This is a genomic window from Mesorhizobium humile (genome assembly GCF_033977215.1).
Taxonomy (GTDB): domain Bacteria; phylum Pseudomonadota; class Alphaproteobacteria; order Rhizobiales; family Rhizobiaceae; genus Mesorhizobium; species Mesorhizobium humile.
Map to the genome: position 1 here is coordinate 118,090 of NZ_JAVIIV010000002.1, position 21,017 is coordinate 139,106.

General features: G+C 65.1%; 16 protein-coding genes. 8 read left to right on the forward strand and 8 right to left on the reverse strand.

The features are described 5' to 3' along the window. Positions 1-82 precede the first annotated feature (82 nt). Positions 83-871 carry an ATP-binding cassette domain-containing protein gene (locus RFM52_RS03470; protein ID WP_320295149.1) on the forward strand — a complete coding sequence of 263 codons (789 nt, stop codon included), beginning with the start codon at positions 83-85 and terminating at the stop codon, positions 869-871. Further along, complete coding sequence (locus tag RFM52_RS03475) at positions 871-1,917, forward strand: ABC transporter permease (RefSeq protein WP_320295150.1); 1,047 nt, start codon at positions 871-873, stop codon at positions 1,915-1,917. Before RFM52_RS03470 ends, RFM52_RS03475 begins: the two co-directional genes overlap by 1 nt. Before the next feature lie 9 nt (positions 1,918-1,926). Here RFM52_RS03475 and RFM52_RS03480 read toward each other — a convergent pair whose 3' ends face one another. Continuing rightward, positions 1,927-4,569, reverse strand: coding sequence for an ATP-dependent helicase (locus RFM52_RS03480; protein ID WP_320295151.1), 2,643 nt, complete (start codon positions 4,567-4,569; stop codon positions 1,927-1,929). A 191-nt stretch (positions 4,570-4,760) separates the two neighbouring features. On the opposite strand from RFM52_RS03480, the gene RFM52_RS03485 reads away from it, so the two are divergent. Next, a complete protein-coding gene (locus tag RFM52_RS03485; protein WP_320295152.1) occupies positions 4,761-7,076 on the forward strand; it encodes a glucose/quinate/shikimate family membrane-bound PQQ-dependent dehydrogenase in 2,316 nt (771 codons plus the stop codon). Between the two features lie 19 nt (positions 7,077-7,095). Here the strand turns inward: RFM52_RS03485 and RFM52_RS03490 are convergent, their stop codons facing one another. Continuing rightward, on the reverse strand, positions 7,096-7,533 hold the full coding sequence (locus RFM52_RS03490) for a hypothetical protein (RefSeq protein ID WP_320295153.1): 438 nt from the start codon (positions 7,531-7,533) through the stop codon (positions 7,096-7,098). Positions 7,534-7,746: 213 nt separating this feature from the next. On the opposite strand from RFM52_RS03490, the gene RFM52_RS03495 reads away from it, so the two are divergent. Continuing rightward, positions 7,747-8,649, forward strand: coding sequence for a dienelactone hydrolase family protein (locus tag RFM52_RS03495; protein ID WP_320295154.1), 903 nt, complete (start codon positions 7,747-7,749; stop codon positions 8,647-8,649). Positions 8,650-8,658: 9 nt separating this feature from the next. On the opposite strand, the gene RFM52_RS03500 is transcribed toward RFM52_RS03495, so the two are convergent. Beyond that, entirely contained in the window at positions 8,659-9,486 is an 828-nt protein-coding gene (locus tag RFM52_RS03500; protein ID WP_320295155.1) for an EamA family transporter, read from the reverse strand. 193 nt (positions 9,487-9,679) lie between these two features. Here RFM52_RS03500 and RFM52_RS03505 point away from each other — a divergent pair, with 193 nt between their 5' ends. Then, positions 9,680-10,156 carry an Lrp/AsnC family transcriptional regulator gene (locus RFM52_RS03505; protein WP_320295156.1) on the forward strand — a complete coding sequence of 159 codons (477 nt, stop codon included), beginning with the start codon at positions 9,680-9,682 and terminating at the stop codon, positions 10,154-10,156. A 360-nt stretch (positions 10,157-10,516) separates the two neighbouring features. Here the strand turns inward: RFM52_RS03505 and RFM52_RS03510 are convergent, their stop codons facing one another. Both RFM52_RS03510 and RFM52_RS03515 read right to left on the reverse strand, forming a co-directional pair. Next, positions 10,517-10,714: a hypothetical protein gene (locus tag RFM52_RS03510; protein WP_140674600.1), complete on the reverse strand. Its 198-nt coding sequence runs from the start codon at positions 10,712-10,714 to the stop codon at positions 10,517-10,519. Between the two features lie 144 nt (positions 10,715-10,858). Further along, positions 10,859-11,344, reverse strand: coding sequence for a thioesterase family protein (locus RFM52_RS03515; protein WP_320295157.1), 486 nt, complete (start codon positions 11,342-11,344; stop codon positions 10,859-10,861). Positions 11,345-11,445: 101 nt separating this feature from the next. On the opposite strand from RFM52_RS03515, the gene RFM52_RS03520 reads away from it, so the two are divergent. After that, on the forward strand, positions 11,446-12,861 hold the full coding sequence (locus RFM52_RS03520) for an FAD-binding oxidoreductase (protein ID WP_320295158.1): 1,416 nt from the start codon (positions 11,446-11,448) through the stop codon (positions 12,859-12,861). Positions 12,862-12,876: 15 nt separating this feature from the next. On the opposite strand, the gene RFM52_RS03525 is transcribed toward RFM52_RS03520, so the two are convergent. After that, complete coding sequence (locus tag RFM52_RS03525) at positions 12,877-13,845, reverse strand: Dyp-type peroxidase (RefSeq protein ID WP_320295159.1); 969 nt, start codon at positions 13,843-13,845, stop codon at positions 12,877-12,879. A 196-nt stretch (positions 13,846-14,041) separates the two neighbouring features. Here RFM52_RS03525 and RFM52_RS03530 point away from each other — a divergent pair, with 196 nt between their 5' ends. Next, a complete protein-coding gene (locus tag RFM52_RS03530; RefSeq protein WP_320295160.1) occupies positions 14,042-17,965 on the forward strand; it encodes an AsmA family protein in 3,924 nt (1,307 codons plus the stop codon). Positions 17,966-18,390: 425 nt separating this feature from the next. Here the strand turns inward: RFM52_RS03530 and RFM52_RS03535 are convergent, their stop codons facing one another. After that, positions 18,391-18,819 (reverse strand): MarR family winged helix-turn-helix transcriptional regulator, encoded by a 429-nt coding sequence (locus tag RFM52_RS03535; RefSeq protein WP_320295161.1) that lies wholly within the window; start codon positions 18,817-18,819, stop codon positions 18,391-18,393. Between the two features lie 170 nt (positions 18,820-18,989). On the opposite strand from RFM52_RS03535, the gene RFM52_RS03540 reads away from it, so the two are divergent. Continuing rightward, entirely contained in the window at positions 18,990-20,792 is a 1,803-nt protein-coding gene (locus tag RFM52_RS03540) for a chloride channel protein (protein WP_320295162.1), read from the forward strand. Here the strand turns inward: RFM52_RS03540 and RFM52_RS03545 are convergent. Beyond that, complete coding sequence (locus RFM52_RS03545) at positions 20,789-21,016, reverse strand: ribbon-helix-helix domain-containing protein (protein WP_320295163.1); 228 nt, start codon at positions 21,014-21,016, stop codon at positions 20,789-20,791. The two genes, RFM52_RS03540 and RFM52_RS03545, sit on opposite strands and share 4 nt — an antisense overlap. Position 21,017 lies beyond the last annotated feature (1 nt).

The following is a 21,017-nucleotide window of genomic DNA, read 5'->3' on the forward strand; positions in this document are numbered from 1 at the left end:
AGGCCGCCGGCCGGACCCAACCCGGCCGGCGGGACCGCCTGCGGACGAGGCAGGCACAACAGACAATTCAAGCGAGGATCGCATGAGCGAACGCATCATCGAACTGCGCGACATCAAGAAGTCCTACGGCCAGGTCTATGCGCTGGGCGGCGTCAATCTCAGCGTCGATCGCGGCGAGGTGGTCGGCCTGATCGGCGACAACGGCGCCGGCAAGTCGACGCTGATCAAGATCCTGTCCGGCGTGGTCAAGCCGACCAGCGGCGACATCCTAGTGCGCGGCAAGCCGGTGAGCGGATGGAGCGCGGCGCGCTCGCGCGACGCCGGCATCGAGACCGTGTTCCAGGACCGGGCGCTGGCCGTGCAGCAGACCATCGTGCGCAACATCTTCATGGGTCGCGAGCTCACAGGCTTCATGGGCTGGCTGAAGGTCAACAAGGAAGTCGCGGAAGCTAGCCGGCTGATGCGCGAGATCGGCTTCACCTCGAAAGTGTTCACGCCGCAGTCGATCGTCGGCCAGCTTTCGGGCGGCGAGCGGCAAGGCGTGGCGATCGCGCGCGCCATCTACAAGCAGGCGGAGCTGATCATCCTCGACGAGCCGACGACGGCGCTGTCGCTGACCGAGACCGCCAAGGTCTTCCATTTCGTGCGCCAGGTGCGGGCGAGTGGCCGCTCGATCCTGTTCATCGGCCACAACATCCACCATGTCTTCGACATCGCCGACCGTTTCGTGGTGCTCGACCGCGGCAAGGTGGCGCTGACCGCCGACCGCACCGAGGTCAAGTCGGCCGAGGATCTCATCAACTTCATGGAAGACGTGGCGCATCCCGGCGGATTGCCCGGTTTGCATGGGGAAGCGGAGCAGAGAGCGTGATGAGCAAAGCCATGGAACCCGATCTGCAAACACCTCTCGGAAGGGCAAGCGGCCAGGCGACCAAGGAGTGGAGCCACCCATCCAACCACTGGCTGCGCGGCTTCGTCCTCGACAACCGCGCGGCGCTCGGCACGCTGGCCGTGTTCATCGTGATGATGGCGGTCTTCATGATCGCCAACCCGACCGTCTTCACCACTTGGTATCTCTACAGTTCGGTGCTGACGACGCTTCCCGTGGCGCTGTTCGTGGTGGTGCCGCTGGTCTTCGTCGTCACCTGCGGCGAGATCGACCTGTCTTTCCCGGCGACGATGGGCTTTGCCTCATGGGTTTTCGCGCTGGTGGTGCAGGCCGGCTACGATCCGTTCATCGGCATCGTGGCCGCACTGGTCACCGGCACGCTGCTCGGCTTCCTGGTCGGCTCGCTGGTCGTCTATGGCGGACTATCGTCGCTGATCGCCACGCTCGGCATGAATTTCCTGCTGCGCGGCCTGATCCAGATCGTCAACGAGGGCAAGTCGATGGCGCTGACGGGCCTTGCCGACAGCTCGGCCTACAAGATCTTCTCCAGCCAGGTCTTCGGCATCCCGGTGCAGATCTTCTGGGCGATCGCCTTCGTCGTCTTTGCGGCGCTGCTCTACAACCGCCACCGCTTCGGCGCGCAGGTGAAAGTGGTCGGCGACAACCCGGACAGCGCCAGGCAGATGGGCATCGACGTCAAATGGGTTCGGGTGAAGGTGTTCGTCTTCGTCGGCATAGGTGCCGCGATCGCCGGCTGCTTCTCGGTGATGATCAACTTCACCTGGTGGCCGACGGCGGGCGACGGCTATCTCTTACCGGTGCTGGCCTCGGTGTTCGTTGGCGGCACGCCGACATGGGGCGGCATCGGCACCGTGGTCGGCGGCGCGATCGGCGCGGTCACGGTGTCGTTCATCCAGACCGGCGTGGTGGCGGCGGGCCTGAGCGGCTTCTACGTGCAGTTCTTCAACGGGCTGATCATCATCCTGTCGCTGCTGGGTCATAAGTGGAACCAGGCAAGGTACAGGTGAGGGGGCTGGTCAAACCGGCGCGACAAACCCGTCCAGCACGCGTTTCTGGCCGGCCTTGTCGAAGTCGATGGTGAGCTTGTTGCCTTCGATCGCCGCGATGTTGCCGTTGCCGAATTTCTGGTGGAAGACGCGGTCGCCGACATTGAAGGCGGAGGGCGTGTCGGCAACCGATTTGGCGACCAGCTCGCCATCGATGGTACGGCCCTTCACGCTAGTGCGGCCGGCGCCGTAGCCGGAGTCTGTCTCGCCATAGCCGATGCGCTCGACCTGATGGCCGGAGCGGGTACCCCAGTTGCGGTCGGTCGCTTCGGTACGGTTCGCCTGGGCGCGCTGCCAGCCGGGCGTCGCATAGGTGTTGGAGAAGCTGCCCTGGTCCTTGGCGCCGACATTGTCGAAGCGCGAGGCGCCATAGGGATTCTGCCGGCCACCGCCACCGCGCCCGGAGGCGAATGAGCCGCCGCCGTAAGGGTTGCCGTAGCCGCCGTAACTGTTGCCGCCCTCGGCGACATCGACATGGGTTTCCGGCAGTTCGTTGACGAAGCGCGACGGGATGGTCGATTGCCAAAGCCCGTGAATCTGGCGGTTGGAGACGAACCAGATATGCAGGTTCTTCTTGGCGCGCGTCAGGCCGACATAGGCCAAGCGCCGCTCTTCCTCCAGGCCGGAGCGGCCGCCTTCATCCAGCGCGCGCTGATGCGGGAAGAGGCCTTCCTCCCAGCCAGGCAGGAACACGGTCTCGAATTCGAGACCCTTGGCCGAATGCAGCGTCATGATGCTGACGGCGTCCTGGTCGGCATTCTGCTCGGCGTCCATGACCAGCGCGACATGCTCGAGGAAGGAGCGCAGCGATTCATACTCCTCCATGGAGCGGATCAGCTCCTTGAGGTTTTCCAGCCGTCCGGGCGAATCCGCCGAACGGTCGTTCTTCCACATGTCGGTGTAGCCGCTCTCCTCCAGGATGGTCTCGGCGAGCTCGGTGTGCGGGGTGGTTTCCAGCGCCTTCTGCCAGCGCTCGAAATTGGCCGCGACCTCGCGCAGCGCCGCGCGCGGCTTCGGCTTCAGCTCGTCGCTTTCGGCAAGCGTCGCGGCCGCTTCCAGCATCGGGACGCGCATGGCACGCGCCGTGTCGTGGATCTGGCGGATGGTGGCTTCGCCGAGCCCGCGCTTCGGGGTGTTGACGATGCGCTCGAAGGCGAGGTCGTCACCGCCATTGGCAACAACGCGGAAGAAGGCGAGCGCGTCGCGGATTTCCAGCCGCTCGTAGAAGCGCGGGCCGCCGATGACGCGGTAGTTCAAGCCCAGCGTGATGAAGCGGTCTTCGAAGGCGCGCATCTGGAAGGACGCGCGCACCAGGATCGCCATGTCGTTAAGCCGGTGCTTCTGGCGCTGATAGGCCTCGATGGTATCGCCGACGGCTCGGGCTTCTTCCTCGGAGTCCCAAGCGGCATGGACATGCACCTTGTCGTCCTCGGGGTCGTCGCGGTCAGTGAACAGCGTCTTGCCGAAGCGGCCCTCATTGTGGGCGATGAGGTGAGAAGCGGCGCCCAGGATATGCGCGGTGGAACGGTAGTTACGCTCCAGCCGGATGATGGTGGCGCCCGGGAAATCCTTGTCGAAGCGCAGGATGTTGTCGACCTCGGCGCCGCGCCAGCCATAGATCGACTGGTCGTCGTCGCCGACGCAGCAAATGTTGACTTTGTTCTCGCTCACGGCCGCGCGCTCGCTCCGCTCGCTGGCCTCCGCGGGGGCGGCCTGACCGGCCGACGCCCGGTCGGGCTTGCGGCCTTCGGCCGATGCACCGCGCCCGCCGTTGGGCCGTTGCGCCAATAGGCGCAGCCACATGTATTGCGCGGTGTTAGTGTCCTGGTACTCGTCGACCAGTATGTATTTGAACTTGCGGTGATATTCCTTCAGCACGTCCGGATAAGCGCGGAAGATGCGGATCGGGTGATAGAGCAGGTCGCCGAAATCGCAGGAGTTCAACGTCTGCAGCCGCTCCTGATAGGCCTTGTAGAGCTGGCGGCCCTTGCCGTTGCCGAAGCTGCGCGCATCGCCTTCGGCAATCTCGTCGGGGCCGAGGCCCTTGTTCTTCCAGTTGTCGAGCATCTGGGCGAAGGTCTTGGCCGGCCAGCGCTTGTCGTCCAGCCCTTCGGCCTGGATGAGCTGCTTGATCAGCCGCACGACGTCGTCGGTGTCGAGGATGGTGAAACCCGATTTCAGCCCGGCAAGCTCGGCGTGGCGGCGCAGCAGCTTCACGCCGATCGAGTGGAAGGTGCCGAGCCAGGGCATGCCTTCGACATCGCCTTCGCCGATCAGATGGCCGATGCGCTGCTTCATTTCGCGCGCCGCCTTGTTGGTGAAGGTAACGGCGAGAATCTCCCACGGTCTTGCCCTGCCGGTCGCAAGGATGTGGGCGATGCGCGTGGTGAGCACCCGCGTCTTGCCCGTGCCCGCGCCGGCCAACACCAGAACCGGGCCCTCGGTCGTCTCGACCGCGAGCCGCTGCTCGGGGTTCAGGCCCTTCAGATAATCGGGCGCGCCGTTCTGGCCGCTGCGGGCGGCCATGGCGCGCGCGGCTATGCCGGATGGTGCCGCCGCCGGCCGCGCATTCGGTTCATCGAAAAAAGGCATGTCCTCGGAAAAGCCCGACATCGCTCCCGAATGTAGTGATTCGGCAGCGAAAGACCAGAACTGTCTACGTTTTGTTCTAGTTTCGCGTGTCTGGCCCCAACTTGACAGCCGGAGCGGGTGAGGGAAAGCTGCCGGCAGGGCAGGGACGGCTCGCCGTCGCCTGAAAGCCGCCTCTTCGTTTGAAAGCGCGCAACAGTCGAAGGAGCACCGTCTTGGCTGTCACCATCACGTCCCTCGTCCTCTTCCTCATCGGTCTCGTTCTCGGCGGCGGCGGCATCTGGCTCGCGGTGCTGGGCGGCAGCTGGTACTACCTGATCGCCGGCCTGGTCTTCCTGATCACCGCCTGGCTGTTGCTGCGACGCAGGTCGACGTCGCTCTGGCTCTACGCGCTGTTCGTGCTCGCCACCTTGTGCTGGGCGGTCTGGGAAATCGGCTTCGACTGGTGGCAGCTCGGTCCGCGCGGCGGCGTCATCGTGCTTATCGCCTTGTGGCTTTTGACGCCATGGGCAAGGCGCGGCTTGCTGGGGCCGGACGCGCGGGCGCCGCTGATCCTGGCCGTGCTCGCCTCGCTCGCGGTCGCCGGCTATTCGATGACCGTCGACCCTCACGACATCGGCGGCACGCTGGGCACCGAGAAGGTGGCGACGGCGGCCAATCTCGGCGGCGACATGCCGGCCGGCGAATGGCATTTCTACGGCCGCACGCCCTTTGGCCAGCGCTATTCACCGCTCGACCAGATCACGCCCGACAATGTCGCCAAATTGCAGCCGGCCTGGACCTATCGCACCGGCGACGTCAAAGGCCCCGACGACATCGGCGAGACGACCTATCAGGTGACACCGCTAAAAGTCGGCGATGCGCTCTACATCTGCACGCCGCATAATTTCGCTATCGCCATCGATGCCGCGAGCGGCCAGGAGAAATGGCGCTACGACCCGAAGGTCAAGCTCGACCCCAACCGCCAGCACCAGACCTGCCGCGGTGTTTCCTATTATGCCGACGCCAAGATCGCCGCCGGCCAGCCTTGCGCGCAGCGCGTCTACCTGCCGACGTCGGACGCCCGGCTGATCGCGCTCGACGCCGCGAACGGGCAGGTGTGTGCGTCCTTCGCCGAGGGCGGCACGCTGAACCTGATGGCCAACATGCCCTATCCGAAGTCGGGCTATTACTATTCGACATCGGCGCCGCTGATCGTCGGCGGCAAGATCATCGTCGGCGGCGCGGTCAACGACAATTACTCGACCGAGGAGCCGTCCGGCGTCATCCGCGCCTTCGATGTCGACACCGGCGCGCTGCTGTGGAACTGGGATTCCGGCAATCCGGATGTGACGACGCCGTTGCCCGCCGGGCAGACCTACACCCACAACTCGCCCAACATGTGGTCGACGGCGAGCGCCGACGAGAAGCTGGGGCTGCTTTATCTGCCGCTCGGCAACCAGACGCCGGACCAGCTCGGCATGGGCCGCAGCGCCAATGTCGAGAAGTTCTCCTCCTCGATCACCGCGCTCGACCTCAACACCGGACAATTGCGCTGGGTGAGGCAGACCGTGCATCACGATCTGTGGGACATGGACGTGCCGGCGCAGCCGACGCTGGTCGACATCACCACGGCGAACGGAGTCGTGCCGGCACTGGTCGGACCGACCAAGCAGGGCGATCTCTACGTGCTCGACCGGCGCACCGGCGAGCCGATCATCCCGGTGAAGGAAGTGCCCGCACCCGGCGGCGCGATCGAGGGCGATCATGCCTCGCCGACGCAGCCGGCCTCGGACCTGTCCTTCAATCCGAAGCCGCTGACCGGCGCCGACATGTGGGGCATCACCATGTTCGACCAGCTGGCGTGCCGGATCGAATTGAAGAAGCTGCACTATGAGGGACGCTACACGCCGCCCTCGCTGCAGGGCTCGCTGATCTATCCCGGCAATTTCGGCGTCTTCAACTGGGGCGGCGTCGCGGTCGATCCGGTGCGGCAGGTGATGTTCGGCATGCCGACCTATCTCGCCTTCACCTCGAAGCTCATCCCGCGCGCGGACGTGCCGGCGCCGGGCGACAACACCAAGGGCAGCGAGCAGGGGCTGAACCGCAACGAAGGCGCGCCTTACGCGGTGGTGATGGGACCGTTCCTGTCGCCGCTCGGCGTTCCCTGCCAGGCGCCGCCCTGGGGCTATGTCGCCGGCGTCGACCTCAAGACAGGAAACATCGCCTACAAGCATCGCAACGGCACGGTCTACGACATGACGCCGCTGCCTCTGCCGCTCAAGGTCGGCGTTCCAGGCATCGGCGGGCCGATGATCACGGGGGGCGGCGTCGCCTTCCTGGGCGCCGCGGTCGACGACTATCTGCGCGCCTATGACCTCACCACCGGCCGGCAGCTCTGGCAGGCGCGGCTGCCGGCGGGCGGGCAGTCGACACCGATGACCTACACGGTGGCCGACGGCCGCCAGTTCGTCGTCATCGTCGCCGGCGGCCACGGCTCGGTCGGCACCAAGCCGGGAGATTACGTGATGGCCTACACGCTACCGAAATAAGAGAGGGCAGCGCGAGGCTTCAAAGTCCGAGATGGCCCCTCAGGCTCGGTACCTGGTCCAGCACCTGGTTGGTCAGGTCAGGGCCGGCGGCGGCTTCCGCCTGCTGGATCAGCGTCGTGCCTGCCTTCTGGATCTGAGCCATGTCGAGGCCGGACGCCTTGAGCACGGCGACGCCGTTGATGAGCGCGCCGGCCTTTTCGCCCAGCACGCCGCCAAGCGCGCCCTGCAGCGACGACAGAAGGCCGCCCCCCGAATTGGCCGTCGCGCCGGCGGCCATCACGTCATATTTCTGCGCCAGCGCATCAGCGCCGGGGATCTGGTCGAAGAAGGACGAAACGCTGGTGCCTTCAGCCTCGTGCTCGAGCACGGAAAAGATGGTGCCGACAACCTTCTCGGTGGTCGGCTCGTCGAGGCCGGCCTTGGCGGAAACGGTGTTGACGATGTCCTGGACGTTCATGGCATTCCCCTTTCGTCGTTCGTATCGGTGCGGCGGCCTCGGCAACTTCGCGCCCTAATGTGACAGCACCATCAAGGCTTTCGGAAATGACCAAAATGTGATGGGCGAGCTGCACCTCGCCGGATCGTCATCCAAGCGTGACTGGAACGTATAAATCTCGACCCTATCTTGCGGATCGACCTGCCAATCTCCCCGATTGTCGTCGAGAGAGCCATGACCGAACCCGTTGCCAAGCCCGTCATCACGCAGCCTGCCATCACGCAGGCCATGATCGATGCCTATGACGAATACACGCATCTGACGCTCGACCGCCGCCGCTTCATGGAGCAATTGACGAAGCTGGCGGGCTCGGGCGCCGCGGCGGCCGCGATCGCGCCGATGCTGGCGGCCAATTCCGCCCAAGCGGCGATCGTCGCCGAGGACGACAGCCGCATCAAGGGCGAGGACATCACCTATCCCGGCAGCACCGGCGAGATGAAGGGCTATCTGGTCAAGCCCGCGAACCGGTCAGGCAAGCTCGGCTCCGTCATAGTCATCCACGAGAACCGGGGGTTGAACCCGCATATCCGCGATGTCGCCCGGCGTGTGGCGCTGGAGGGATTCGTCGTGTTGGCGCCTGACTTCCTGTCGCCGCTCGGCGGCACGCCGCCCGACGAGGACAAGGCGCGCGACATGTTCACCAAGCTCGACGCCGCACAGGTCACGGCCGACGGCGTGGCGACGATCGCCTACCTCGAGAGCCTCAAGGACGGCAACGGCAAGGTCGGGGCGGTCGGCTTCTGCTGGGGCGGTGGCGCGCTCAACCAGCTGGCCGTCCATGCGCCGGATCTCAACGCCGGCGTCGCCTATTACGGCATGCAGCCCAAGGCGGAGGACGCTGCGAAAATCAAGGCGCCGCTACTCCTCCACTATGCTGGGCTCGATACGCGCACCAATGCCGGCATCGATGCCTATAAGAAGGCCCTCGACGCCGCGCATGTCGAATACAAGGTCTATGTCTATGATGGCGCTAACCACGCCTTCAACAACGACACCTCGGCCGCGCGCTATGACAAGAAGGCCGCCGATCTGGCCTGGGGGCGCACTGTCGCTTTCCTGAAAGAGAAGCTGGCATAGTCGAGCAGGCTAGATATTTGCCGCGGGCTTGTGGAAGGCGACGCCGGCGATGACCATCGCAATGCCGATGCAGTCGGTGAGGCTTGGCACCTGGCGCAGCACGACGACGCCGATCAGCGTTGCCGTCAGCGGCAGAAGCGAGAGCATCAATGCGAAGCTCGCGCGCGGCAGCCTCGCCATGGCAAGCTGGTCGCAGATGTAGGGGATGACCGAGGAGCAGACGCCGACGCCGATCGCGGCGGCGAGCAGTTGCGGCGATGAGAAGGCGGGCAGCGCCTCGTGGAAGCCGATGGGCAACACGATGAGGAATGCGATCGCCATGGCGGTGCCGAGGCCGGCAATGCCGATGCCGGCCTGGGCGACGCGGTGACCGATCACGATGTAGCCGACGAACAGGGCGCCGTTCAAAAAGGCCCAGAACAGGCCGACGGGATCGCTGGACCACTTCACGTCGATGAGAAGCAAGGTGCCGGCAACGGCAACAGCGAGCGCGGCAAAGTTGCGCCGGCTGCGCAGGCCGACCAGCGCCACCGCGATCGTGCCGACGAATTCGATCGCCGCCACCAACGAGATCGGCAGGCGGTCGAGCGCCAGATAGAACGAGCAGTTCATCACCGCCAGGCAGATGCCGAAGGCCAGCAGCAGGAGCCGTTGAGCGCGATCCGCGCGGGCGAAGACGCGCCAGGGCCTGGTCAGCGGGGCAAAGACGAGGGCGGCGGTGGCGATGCGCAGCCAAGCCATGCCGAGCACGCCGACCTGAGCGAAAAGCAGCACGGCGAAGGCCGGCCCGAGATAATGGAATACGGCGCTGACGCAGAACCAGACATGCGGCGGCAAAGCGTTGGCCCTTCCAGCGAGTGTCGTGGGGCGGGCGAGGGCGGGGCGCGCATCCGTATCACCGGTGGCCGGATTTGCAGCTGGAATTTGCGTTTGGTTGGTCACGAGCGCATTATCGCAGGCGAAATGCGTGATCTATATGCGTGATCGGCGGCCATATTGATTTATTGGCTTTCAGAAGAAGAGAAAAAAGTTGAAAAACCTTCGAAGTGAAAATGTCGATCTGGACGCGATCGATCTGAAGGTGCTGCGGCTCCTGGAAAAGGACGCGCGCATCAGCACGGCGGAACTGGCGCGCGCGGTCGGGCTGTCGGCGCCGAGCGTGGCGGAGCGCATCCGCAAGCTGCAGGAGAACGGCGTGATCGAGGCCTATACAGTGAGGATCAATCCAGCCGCTCTCGGCATGAAGCTGTCGGCATGGCTGAGAATAAGGCCGGTGCCGGGACAGCTTTCCGTGGTGGCGGACATCATCCGCGAGCTGCCGGAAATCGCGCAATGCGACCGGGTGACCGGCGAGGACTGCTTCATCGCGCTCGCCCATGTCGGCTCGGTGAGCGAGCTCGAGCGCGTGATCGACCGGATCATTCCCTATGCGATGACCAACACCGCCATCATCCAGTCGTCACCGGTCGAGCCGCGCTCGCCGCTCGGCGGGTTCAAGGCCCGGTGAGGGGATCAGAGCGGGGTTGTCGGCAGCAAGATTTCCACCGTTCATTTCCGTGAAATCAGCGCAGACGCTGGAGATTGGCGGAAGCCTCTCAACCTCGTCATTCCAAGGCGGAGCAGCCGCGAAGCGGCGTCGCGGAGACCCTGGAATCCATTCCGTGACCGTGATCGGAGAACGCGGCGGTGCAGAATTCTGCACCGCAGCAGCGCTCGGACGTCACGGAATGGATCCTCGGGTCTGCGCGTCCGCTTCGCTCCCGCTCCGCCCGTGGATGACGACGGGGTCGGCGTCTCGGCCAATCTCCAAGGCATGCCGCCCGCCAAGGCAAACATAGCCAACCTGTCAGATTTCTGTGCCAGGGAACTAGGCGTGGCCGCGCCTCATGCGCGCCTGCTTCAGAATCGCGCGCCAGCGGATCATGTCGAACGGGATGGGCTCGTTGTTGTTGGCGATGTGGAAGATCTCGTTGTTGACGTTCTTCAACGATCGCCAGAAATCATAGTCGGTGATGCGTGGATCGGCCGCCAACCGTTCCACTTCGACCTTGATGTCGGTTTTCATGCACTGTCCTCGCACCGCATCCGCCAGCCGCCCGCGCGCAACCCGGTACGGCGGTTTTCGAACGCGCCAGTGAGTCGTTCAACGGACTCAACCGACTTGTTCACGTTAAAACCTTGGTAAGGTTAACGCGGGCGTCCGGGTGCTTCAAGCGGTCTTGCGCTTGATGCCGATGGAGCGACCGGCGCGCTCCGGCATGGGCAGCGCCCCATGGGCGGCGCGCATAGCTTCAACTTTTTCCATCACGTCGGCTGGGAAGGGGGCGACCCTAGGCCCGGCCATGTCGACATGCAGCGCAAGCTGCTCGGAGGTCGCGGCCAGCCAGCCATCGACGTGGCGGATTTCCTGATAGGCGCGCAGGCGCTTTTCATCCGAATCGATGAGCTGGAAGGAGACCTTCACCTTGTGGTCGAGATGCAGTTCCTGCACGTAGCAGACATGGACTTCGGCCGTGTAGATGGTCAGGCGGCGGTCCCTGGCATAGTTCGGCCCCATGCCCATCATCTCGAAGGCGACATCCGAGCAGCGGTCGAACAGCACGTTGTAATAGGCCATGTTGAGGTGGCCGTTATAGTCGATCCAGTCCTTCTCGATGTCCATCGGGTCGGAAATGAAGGGGGCGGGGATGGTCATCGTGGTTTCCTCGATCGTCGCTGGACATGGCCTGGTTTGTGAGACTACGCATCCATAACTGCATAACAAGCGTGGCCGCTGGTCCATTCGCGGAGGAATTCATGGCTTTGAGCGACCTCAACCCCGTCGAACGCAACGAGGAGGGCATCGCCGCGGTACTTGGCATCCTCAAGCAGCGGCTAGGCGAACGCTTCCAGACCGGCGAGGCGATCCGCGGCCAGCACGCGCACACCACTACCTATATCCCGACGCAGGCGCCGGACGGCGTCGCCTTTGCCGAGACGACGGTAGAGGTGCAGGAGATCGTGCGCGCCTGTGCTGAGCATCGTGTGCCGGTCATCGCCTTCGGCGTCGGCTCCTCGCTGGAAGGCCACACCAATGCGCCGGGCGGTGGCATCTCCATCGACACCTCGCGCATGAACCGCATCCTTTCGGTCAATCCGCAGGACCTCGACTGCACGGTCGAGCCAGGGGTGACGCGCGAGGACCTCAACCGGCATCTGCGCGACACCGGCCTGTTCTTCCCGATCGATCCCGGCGCCAATGCCTCGCTCGGCGGCATGGCGGCGACCCGCGCCTCCGGCACCAACGCCGTGCGCTACGGCACGATGCGCGAGAACGTGCTGTCGCTCACCGCCGTCATGGCCGACGGCGAGACGGTGACGACCGGCAAGCGGGCGAAGAAAAGCTCGGCCGGCTATGACCTGACGCGGCTTCTGGTCGGCTCCGAAGGCACGCTCGGCGTCATCACTTCGCTGACGCTGAGGCTCCAGGGCATTCCGCAGGCAATTTCAGGAGGGGTCTGTCCGTTTCCGAGCCTCGAGGCGGCCTGCAACACAGTGATCGCGACCATCCAGATGGGCATTCCGGTGGCGCGCATCGAACTGGTCAACGCGTTGCAGATGCGGGCGATGAAGAATTATTCCAAGCTCGACTATCCGGAGAGCCCATGCCTGTTCGTCGAGTTCCACGGCAGTGACGCCGGCGTCGCCGAACAGGCCGAGACGTTCGGCATGATCGCCGAGGAGAATGGAGGAGGGCCGTTCCTGTGGACCAGCGTCGCGGAAGAGCGGACGAAGCTCTGGAAGGCGCGGCACGACGCCTATTGGTCGTCGCTGACGCTGCGGCCCGGCGCCAAGGGGCTTTCGACGGATGTCTGCGTACCGATCTCGCGGCTTGCCGAATGCGTCACTGAGACCGAGGCCGACATTGCCGAGATGGGGCTGGTGGCACCCATCGTCGGTCATGCCGGCGACGGCAATTTCCATGTGCTGGTGCTGATGGACGTCGACAACCCGCAAGAGATCGCGCTCGCCGAGAAATTCGTCGCCCGGCTCAACATGCGTGCCATCGCGATGGAGGGAACCTGCACCGGCGAGCACGGCATCGGCCAGGGCAAGGTCGGCTTCCTGCGCCATGAGCTCGGCCATGGCGTCGATGTCATGCGCACGATCAAGCAGGCGCTCGATCCGCTCAACATCATGAACCCGGGCAAGATTCTGCCGGCGGCGGGATAACCCATCGGCCAGAGGCTATTCGCCCACTCCTTCGACAAGCTTCTGCAACGTCGGCCGCGTCGGCGCGAAGAAGGTCGTGCCGGTGTGCGGCGTGGAGAAGTCGAGCAGCCGGTCGTAGGCGCCGGGCGGCTCGCCGACATACATGCGCTGCAGCATTTTCTCGATCACCCACAGATAGCGCGTGTAGCCGATGAAATAGGTGCCGAACTCGTTCTGCCCGGGGCGGCCGAACGGCATGTTGTCGCGCAGGATGTCGTATTCGTTGCCGGCGTCGTCCTCGATCGTGGCCAGCGACTTGTGCGATTTGCGCGGCTTGTCGTCGTCATCGATCTCGATGTTGTCGATCTTGGTGCGGCCGATGATTTCTTCCTGGACATGCGTCGGTGTTTTGCCCCAGGCGGCCATGTCGTGCAGGTATTTCTGCACGACCACATAGCTACCGCCGGCAAAGTCGCCGTCCTCGTCGCCGACCAGCGCCGAGGCGGGCAGGTCGAGGCCGGTCGGATTTGCAGTGCCGTCGACGAAGCCGAGAAGATCGCGCGCGTCGAAATAGCGGAAGCCCGAAACCTCGTCGGCAACGCTCACGCTGTCGCCGAGGCTGTTCAGCAAGATGCGCTCGAGTTCGAAGCACATATCGGGCCGCTCGGCGCGGATGTGGAAGAGGAGATCGCCGGGCGTCGAGGGCGCCGAATGCGCCGCTCCTTCAATCGGCGCGAAGGGTTTCAACTCGCGCGGCCGCCGGTTGGGCGACAGACGGTTCCAGAGTCCGGCGCCGATGCCGGCGATGCAGGACAGCCGGCCCGACAGGTCGCGGAAGCCGACATTCTTGACGAGATCGTCCAGCTCGCCCAGCACCGATGCGACGGTCGCAAGCGCGGCCCTGTCGGTGCCGACCGTGACGACGAGGAAAATCGCGGCCTGCGATAGCGGAGCGTCGACGCTCTGCGCATCGATCGGCACTCTATCCCAGTTCTTGCCTGACATCGGGAACGCTCCGTGTTGGGTTCAGATCTGTGGCGACCAGGGGCATGGCCGGAAGGGCAGGAATTGGCAAAAGAGATATCCCGACCGCGAGCCATCGCGCAACTGGAGAGGTCGGCCGTTGCTGCGCCGCTGAATTGCCTCTTTATCGACACGCGGATGCGGGTAGAGTGCGGCTGACTTTCAACCCGGGAAACAGATGCTCGCCCGCCTGTTCGTGATCTTCGGTGGCCTGTTCGTGCTGGTGCTGTGCGCGGCGCTGGTGGTGCCGTATTTCATCGACTGGACAGGCTACCGGGGCGATTTCGAGCGCGAGGCGAGCGCCATCCTCGGCCGCAAGGTGACGGTAAAGGGCGATGCGACGGCGCGGCTGTTGCCGTTTCCGTCGGTGACCTTCTCCAATGTCGAGGTCGCGGGCGGGCCGCAAGGCCAGCCGGCGATGAAGGTCGAGACCTTTTCCATGGATGCGGAACTGGCGCCCTTTCTGCGTGGCGAGGTGCTGATCTTCGACATGCGGCTGGTCCACCCGAAGGCCATCATCAATGTCGCCGGTGACGGCACCGTCGACTGGACGCTGCGGCCCTCGACACCCCTCGACCCCGGCCAGATCGCCATCGAGAAGCTGTCGGTAACCGAGGGGCAGATCGAGCTTCGTCACGCCGCCGGCGGACGCAGCCACCTGATCTCGGAGATCAACTCGACGATTTCGGCCAAGGCGCTCACCGGCCCATGGCGCATGGATGGAACGCTGCGCTTCGACGGCTTGCGCGCCGACGTCTCGGCTTCTACCGGCAAGGTGGAACCGGACGGGCAGATGCGGCTCAGGCTGAAAGCAGATCCCGATGCCTATCCGCTGGTCATCGAAGCCGACGGCAATGCCGGCATCGTCAAGGGCGCCGCGGTCTATTCCGGCCTGTTCAAGATCTCAGGTGCGGACAAAAACTCGGCCGAGCTGCGCGGCAATGACGGCGAGCCGGTCAAGATCAGCACCGGCAAGCCCGACCCGGGCTTCCGGCTGAACGGCAAGTTCGCGCTCGACCACCAGAAGCTCAATGTCGATGAGTTCCGCTTCGAGACCGGGCCGCTCGACAATCCCTATACCGCCGACGGCAAGGCATCGGTCGATCTCGGCCTGAAGCCGCATTTCTCGGTCGAGGCCAGCGGCGCGCAGGTGCAATTCGACGAGGCCGTGGGTGGTGCCGCCGGCGCCGGCTTCACGCTGGACCAGCGCATCGCCGCATTCGAGCAGACGCTGCAGCATATGCCGAAGCCGACGATACCGGGCACGGTCGAGGTCAGGCTGCCGGCGGTGGTGGCGGGCGATACCACGGTGCGCGACGTGCGGCTGTCGGCCGAGCCCGTCGAAGGGGGCTGGTCGGTCAAGTCGCTTGCCGCGACGCTGCCTGGCCGCACGACGCTCGAAGCCGACGGCATGATGAGCGTCGAGGACCATTTCGGCTTCACCGGCTCGTTGCTGCTCGCCGTCGGACAGCCTTCCGGCTTTGCCGCCTGGCTGTCGAAGGATGTCGACGAGGCGATCCGCCGGCTGCCCGCGGCAGGCTTCAAGGCCAAGGTCGATCTCAGCGAGAACCGGCAGTCCTTCAGCGATCTCGAACTTATCCTCGGCAAGGCGAAGTTTTCGGGCAGCATCGATTCCAGCCAGCCGGACGGCGCCAGGCCATCGGTGCTGATGCGGCTGACGGGCGGCGAGATGGACCTGGACGGGCTCGCGGCCTTCGCCTCTATCTTCATCAGCGACAAGGGCGCCAACCGCTTTTCGGATCGCGATCTCGATTTCCAGATCAAGGCGGGGCCGGTCAGCGCCGGCGGCTTGAGCGCCGACACCGTCGACACGGCGCTGCGGCTGCGTGAGGGCCTGCTCGAGATCGACCGGCTTTCGATCGGCGGCCTGGCCGGCGCCTCGATCAGCGCCACGGGCCGTGTCAAGGACTTCCCTCAGAGCCCGACAGGCAAGCTCAACGCTTCCGTGGTGGCGGTGGACCTCAAGCCGCTGATCGATGTCGCGGCGCAGCACTATCCCAACAATGGCGTGCTCAAAGGCCTGGCCACCCGCGCGGCGGCCTATCCCGAACTGTTTCAGGACGCGCGCATCGATCTTTTGACCAGCGCCGCCGACAATGGCGACGGCACCACGGGCCTGGCGCTCTCCGCCCAGGGCAATGCCGGCGGCTCGGCCTTCTCGGCTTCGCTTTCCGGCAAGGGAACCGCGGACAAGCTCTCCGAGGCGCCGGTATCGATCACCTTCAACGCCCGCAACGACAATGCCACCACGCTGCTTGCGCTTTACGGCCTGCCGGCGCTGCCGCTCGGCATGCTCGGCCACGCCAACACCGAAGTCTCGGCGAAGGGCTCGGTCGTCGGCGGTCTCGCGGCCAGCTTCAACCTGACGTCCGACGATTTCAGGGCAAGCTTCGACGGAACCGTCGCCGAGACGGCGCAAGGCGCCACCGCCAAAGGCAAGGTCAATCTCGAGGCCGCCGATATCGAGCCGTGGCTGATGACGACCGGGGTCGGCCTGCCCGGCATGGGAGCGGGCACGTCGACGTCGCTGGCGGCCGATGCCGATTTCGGCAACGGGCTCCTGGTGCTGAGCGGACTCACAGGCTCGATCAACAAGGCGGCGGTGTCCGGGGACATCAACATCGATGCCAAGGATGGACTGCCGCATCTTGCAGGGGCGCTGGCGCTCGACGAACTCGACCTCGATCCGCTGGCGGTCTCGCTGTTCGGCGACCAGTCCTTCGCGCCCGCCAAGAGCGGATGGCCGACGACGCCGTTCAGCCAGAAGTCGACGCTTCCGTTCAACGCAGACCTCGATCTCAACACGTCGGCGCTTGCCGCCGGGCCGTTCGCCACGGCGCATGACGCTTCATTCTCGTTGAAGCTCGACCGCGAAGGCATCCACGTCTCCGACCTCAAGGCGAAGCTTTATGGCGGCGATCTGACCGGCCTGTTCGACTTGAAGAACACGGAAGGCACCGGTCTGTTCTCCGGCCAGATGAGGCTGGCCGGCGGCGACCTTTCCGCCGTTCTGCCCGGCGCCGGTATCGGCGGCAGCGGCGATCTTTCGGCGGCGCTGTCGACCAGCGGCAAATCCGTCGACGCCATGATTGCGGCTCTCTCCGGATCGGGCACGGCGGCGCTGAAGGGATTGAAAGTGGACGGCATCAATCCGGATGGCTTTGCCGCGATGATCGCCAAGGCCGATGCGATCGGACGCGATATCGACACGGCCAAGACGGCGGAGTTCGCGCCGCAGATCGCCGGGGAGGGCAGCTTTGCCGTCGGCGACGCGGATGTGGCCTTCACCGTGGCGAACGGCACGTTGCGGGCGCCGCCGATCAGCCTCGACAATCCCGGCGCGACCTTGTCCGCGGACGTGACGGCCGATCTCAACACGAGCACCGTCACGGCAAAGGGGGCGCTGACCTATCGTCCCGGCGACGAGGCGCTGGTGGGTTCCGAACCAACCGTCAATTTCAGCCTGACCGGCCCGCTCGGGGCGGCCGCGCCGCAGTTCGACAGCGGCCCGCTGGCGCAGTTCCTGACGCAGCGCGCGTTGGAGAAGGAACAGCAGCGGGTCGAGGCGATGCAGGCGGCGCTCCTGGAGAAGCAGCGGCTGCGGCGCGAAGTGCGCTATTACGCGGCGCTGCAGACGGAGCGCGACAACGCGGCCGAGGAGTTGCGCCGGCAAGAGGAAGAGGCGCGGCAGAAGGCCGAGGCGGAAGCCAAGGCCAAAGCCGAAGCGGAAGCCCAGGCGCAGGCGGAAGCCGAGGCAAAAGCCAAGGCCGACGAAGAGGCGAGGGCCAAGGCGGAAGCCGACGCCAAGGCGCAGGCCGAAGCGGACGCCAAGGCGAAGGCCGATGCACAGGCGAAAGCCGAGGCCGAGCAGCGGGCCGCGGACGAGGCGGCCAAGGCGCAGGCCGAGGCCGATCGCAAGAGGGCGGAGCAGGCGAAGCTGGAAGCGGCGCGCAAGGCGGCCGAGCAAACGCCAAAGGCCGAGGGGTCGCTGCCCGGCGTCAATGACGGTTCGACGCCGGCGAAGCCGAAGGCCAACCCGTTCACGATAGACAATCTGTTGAAGTCGCTCGACGGCGGCTGAGCTTCACGCTGCGCGGGCGGCGGACCAGTTGCCCGGCACACGGATTTGACCGGTCGGCTCTGTTTGCGTTGGCAGGTGGCATGCGTTGGAGATTAGCCGAAACGTCCATCGCGATCGTCATTCCAGGGCGGAGCAGGAGCGAAGCTCCGTCGCGAAGACCCTAGAATCCATGCCGTTACCTTCGCCAAGGCGTGCAACGGAGCAAAATTCAGCACCGTGGCGGCGCTTCCAAGTCACGGCATGGATTCTATGGTCTGCGCCGCGTCGCTTCGCTCCTTGCTCCGCCATAGAATGACGAGGTTGGGGCGGCTTCAACCAATCCCCGGCGCTTGTGCTGATTTCACGGACATGAACGGAAAATCTTGCACCAAGACAAACGGCAACCTTTCATCCCTTATCGGGGAACTGGTCGAATATCTTAGCGCTCAGGATTCTTCCCGGCGCGAGAGCAGGCGCCGCAGCATCGGCTCGATGCGCGAAAGCTCGTCGAGATGCGCGGCCGACAAGTCGGCAAGGTGGTCGTCCGCCAGAGGGGTGAGCTGCAGCAAGACTCGGCGGTGATCGCCCTTGTCCTGATCGCGTATGACCAGGCCTGCCTCGGCAAGGCGGTTGACCAGTTCGACCGCGCTGTGATGGCGGATGCGCAGCCGCTCGGCAAGATCGCCCACCGCCACCGGTCCGCCGCCGGGAAATCCCTTGATCGCCAGCAGCGCCTGGTGCTGGCGCGGCGTGAGGCCTGCGTCATTGGCTTGGACCTGGCTGAATTCGAGAAAGCGGCGGATCAGGTAGCGAAACTGCGAGAGCCGCTGGTAGTCGGCCTGGCTGATGGCGGGGCGTGGTTTCGGCGGCGTCATTCCCCGACTTATGGTCCTTTCCTGCAAAAGCTCAACAGGCGGCCGCGATCCCTGTCCAAAATGACGCGGCGCAAGGATCGAAAACGGCTTGAAGATTTATATCGTATTACGATATTAACCCACCTGAAACCGGACGGCCTTCGCGCCGCCAGAAAGTTCAGGCTCCCGAAATGAAATCCGCTCACGCCGGCAACGGCCATCTTCGCGACTTCACGACCGATCCGCGCGTGCTGATCATCGCGGCAATCGCCGTGGTGGTGGCGACCGCCGGGCTCTTCGCCGGCATCGTGCTCCTGAAGCTCATCCGGCTCGCCACCAACATCGCCTATTTCGGCCAGTTCTCGCTGGCCGAACTCAAGCTAGAGGACTCGCCGCTGGGCTATGCCGCCGTGATCGTGCCGGTGATCGGCGCGCTGATCATCGGCCTTATGGCGCGCTTCGGCAGCGAGAAGATCCGCGGCCACGGCATTCCCGAAGCCATCGAGGCGATCCTTCTCGGGCGCTCGCGGCTCGACGCCAAGGTCGCGGTGCTGAAGCCGCTGTCGTCGGCGATCTCGATCGGCTCGGGCGGACCGTTCGGCGCCGAAGGCCCGATCATCATGACCGGCGGCGCCATCGGCTCGCTGATCGCGCAGATGCTGCCGGTCAGCGACAATGAGCGCAAGACGCTGCTGGTGGCGGGCGCTGCGGCCGGCATGACGACGGTGTTCGGGACGCCGATCGCCGCCATCATGCTCGCGGTCGAGCTACTGTTGTTCGAATGGACGCCGCGCAGCTTCATCCCTGTCGCCGTCGCCGCGATCGTCGCGGAAGTCGAGCGCACCTTGCTGCACTTGCCAGGTCCGATCTTTCCGTTCTCAGGCACCATGGAGACATCGCTCGCAGGATTGGGCGGCTGGGTGCTGGTCGGCATTGCCGCCGGGCTGCTTTCGGGCTTGCTGACGCAATTGGTCTATGCCTGCGAGGACGCCTTCCTGAAGCTGCCGATACACTGGATGTGGTGGCCGATGATCGGCGGCCTGGTGGTCGGCATCGGCGGACTTGTCGAGCCGCACGCGCTTGGCGTCGGCTACGACAACATCGCCAACATGCTCGACGGCCGCACCGTCGCGACCGCCGCGCTGCTGCTTCTGGTGGTGAAGGCCGTCATCTGGTCGGTTGCGCTGGGGTCCGGGACCTCGGGAGGCGTGCTGGCGCCGCTGCTTATCATGGGCGGCGCGATGGGAGCGGTGCTCTCGGGCATCCTGCCCGCGGCGAGCCCCGGCTTCTGGCCGCTGTTGGCGATGGCCGCGACCATGGGCGGCACCATGCGCGCGCCGCTGACCGCGACCTTCTTTGCCACCGAGCTTACCGGCAACACGCATGTTCTGGTACCGCTGATTGCCGCCTGCGCTACCGCGCATGCGGTCACCGTGCTGTTGATGAAGCGCTCGATCTTGACCGAGAAAGTGGCGCGGCGCGGGCATCACCTCGTTCGCGAATATCGTGTCGATCCTTTCGCCCTGACCAGGGTCAAGGAGGTGATGACGACCAAGGTCGAGAGCGTGCCATCGACGATGACGCTGCATGGCGCGGCAGCCTTCCTGACCGCGCCGGACACGCGGCACCCGAGCTTCCCGGTTATCAATGGGGAGGGGCATGTGCTCGGCGTCATCGATCCGCCCGCGATCCTGCGCTGGCGGCGCGCCGGGAAGCACCGCAAGGCGACGCTCGGCGAACTCCTCGCCGGCAGCAAGATCACGCTCGCTTATCCGGACGAATATCTGGAGGCGCTTTCCGACAAGCTGCTCACCGCCAATGTGTCGCATCTGCCTGTGGTCTCACGCGAGGGTGAACGGCTCGTCGGCTATATCGGCTGGAAAGACATGATGCGGGTGAGATCGAAAAAGCAGGCGGAGGAGCGCGACCGCACTGCATTGCTCAGCTTCGGCGCGAAGCGCAAGGCTGGGCAAAGCGTCGGCGATCCGGCTTAGGGCGCGGCGGCGCCGCCCTTCGCCCAGGCCAGCACATAGAGCCTCAGCGCGGATGAGAGGTTCGCGTCGCGGGTGCGCGTATCGTCTATCTCCGCGACCAGAGCCGCGAGCGACAGCGAACGCTGCGCAGCGATGGCGATGAGGTCGTCATAGAAGGGTTGTTCCAGGGAAAAGCTGGTGCGGTGACCGCGGATCGTTACCGAACGTTTTTCGACCGCGGCCATT

Excerpts from the sequence above, each read along its gene's own strand:
- RFM52_RS03470 (WP_320295149.1), top strand. The coding sequence starts at position 83 with ATGAGCGAACGCATCATCGAACTGCGCGACATCAAGAAGTCCTACGGC.
- RFM52_RS03475 (WP_320295150.1), top strand. The coding sequence starts at position 871 with ATGAGCAAAGCCATGGAACCCGATCTGCAAACACCTCTCGGAAGGGCA.
- RFM52_RS03480 (WP_320295151.1), bottom strand. The coding sequence starts at position 4,569 with ATGTCGGGCTTTTCCGAGGACATGCCTTTTTTCGATGAACCGAATGCG.
- RFM52_RS03490 (WP_320295153.1), bottom strand. The coding sequence starts at position 7,533 with ATGAACGTCCAGGACATCGTCAACACCGTTTCCGCCAAGGCCGGCCTC.
- RFM52_RS03495 (WP_320295154.1), top strand. The coding sequence starts at position 7,747 with ATGACCGAACCCGTTGCCAAGCCCGTCATCACGCAGCCTGCCATCACG.
- RFM52_RS03510 (WP_140674600.1), bottom strand. The coding sequence starts at position 10,714 with ATGAAAACCGACATCAAGGTCGAAGTGGAACGGTTGGCGGCCGATCCA.
- RFM52_RS03515 (WP_320295157.1), bottom strand. The coding sequence starts at position 11,344 with ATGACCATCCCCGCCCCCTTCATTTCCGACCCGATGGACATCGAGAAG.
- RFM52_RS03520 (WP_320295158.1), top strand. The coding sequence starts at position 11,446 with ATGGCTTTGAGCGACCTCAACCCCGTCGAACGCAACGAGGAGGGCATC.
- RFM52_RS03525 (WP_320295159.1), bottom strand. The coding sequence starts at position 13,845 with ATGTCAGGCAAGAACTGGGATAGAGTGCCGATCGATGCGCAGAGCGTC.
- RFM52_RS03530 (WP_320295160.1), top strand. The coding sequence starts at position 14,042 with ATGCTCGCCCGCCTGTTCGTGATCTTCGGTGGCCTGTTCGTGCTGGTG.
- RFM52_RS03535 (WP_320295161.1), bottom strand. The coding sequence starts at position 18,819 with ATGACGCCGCCGAAACCACGCCCCGCCATCAGCCAGGCCGACTACCAG.
- RFM52_RS03540 (WP_320295162.1), top strand. The coding sequence starts at position 18,990 with ATGAAATCCGCTCACGCCGGCAACGGCCATCTTCGCGACTTCACGACC.
- RFM52_RS03545 (WP_320295163.1), bottom strand. The coding sequence starts at position 21,016 with ATGGCCGCGGTCGAAAAACGTTCGGTAACGATCCGCGGTCACCGCACC.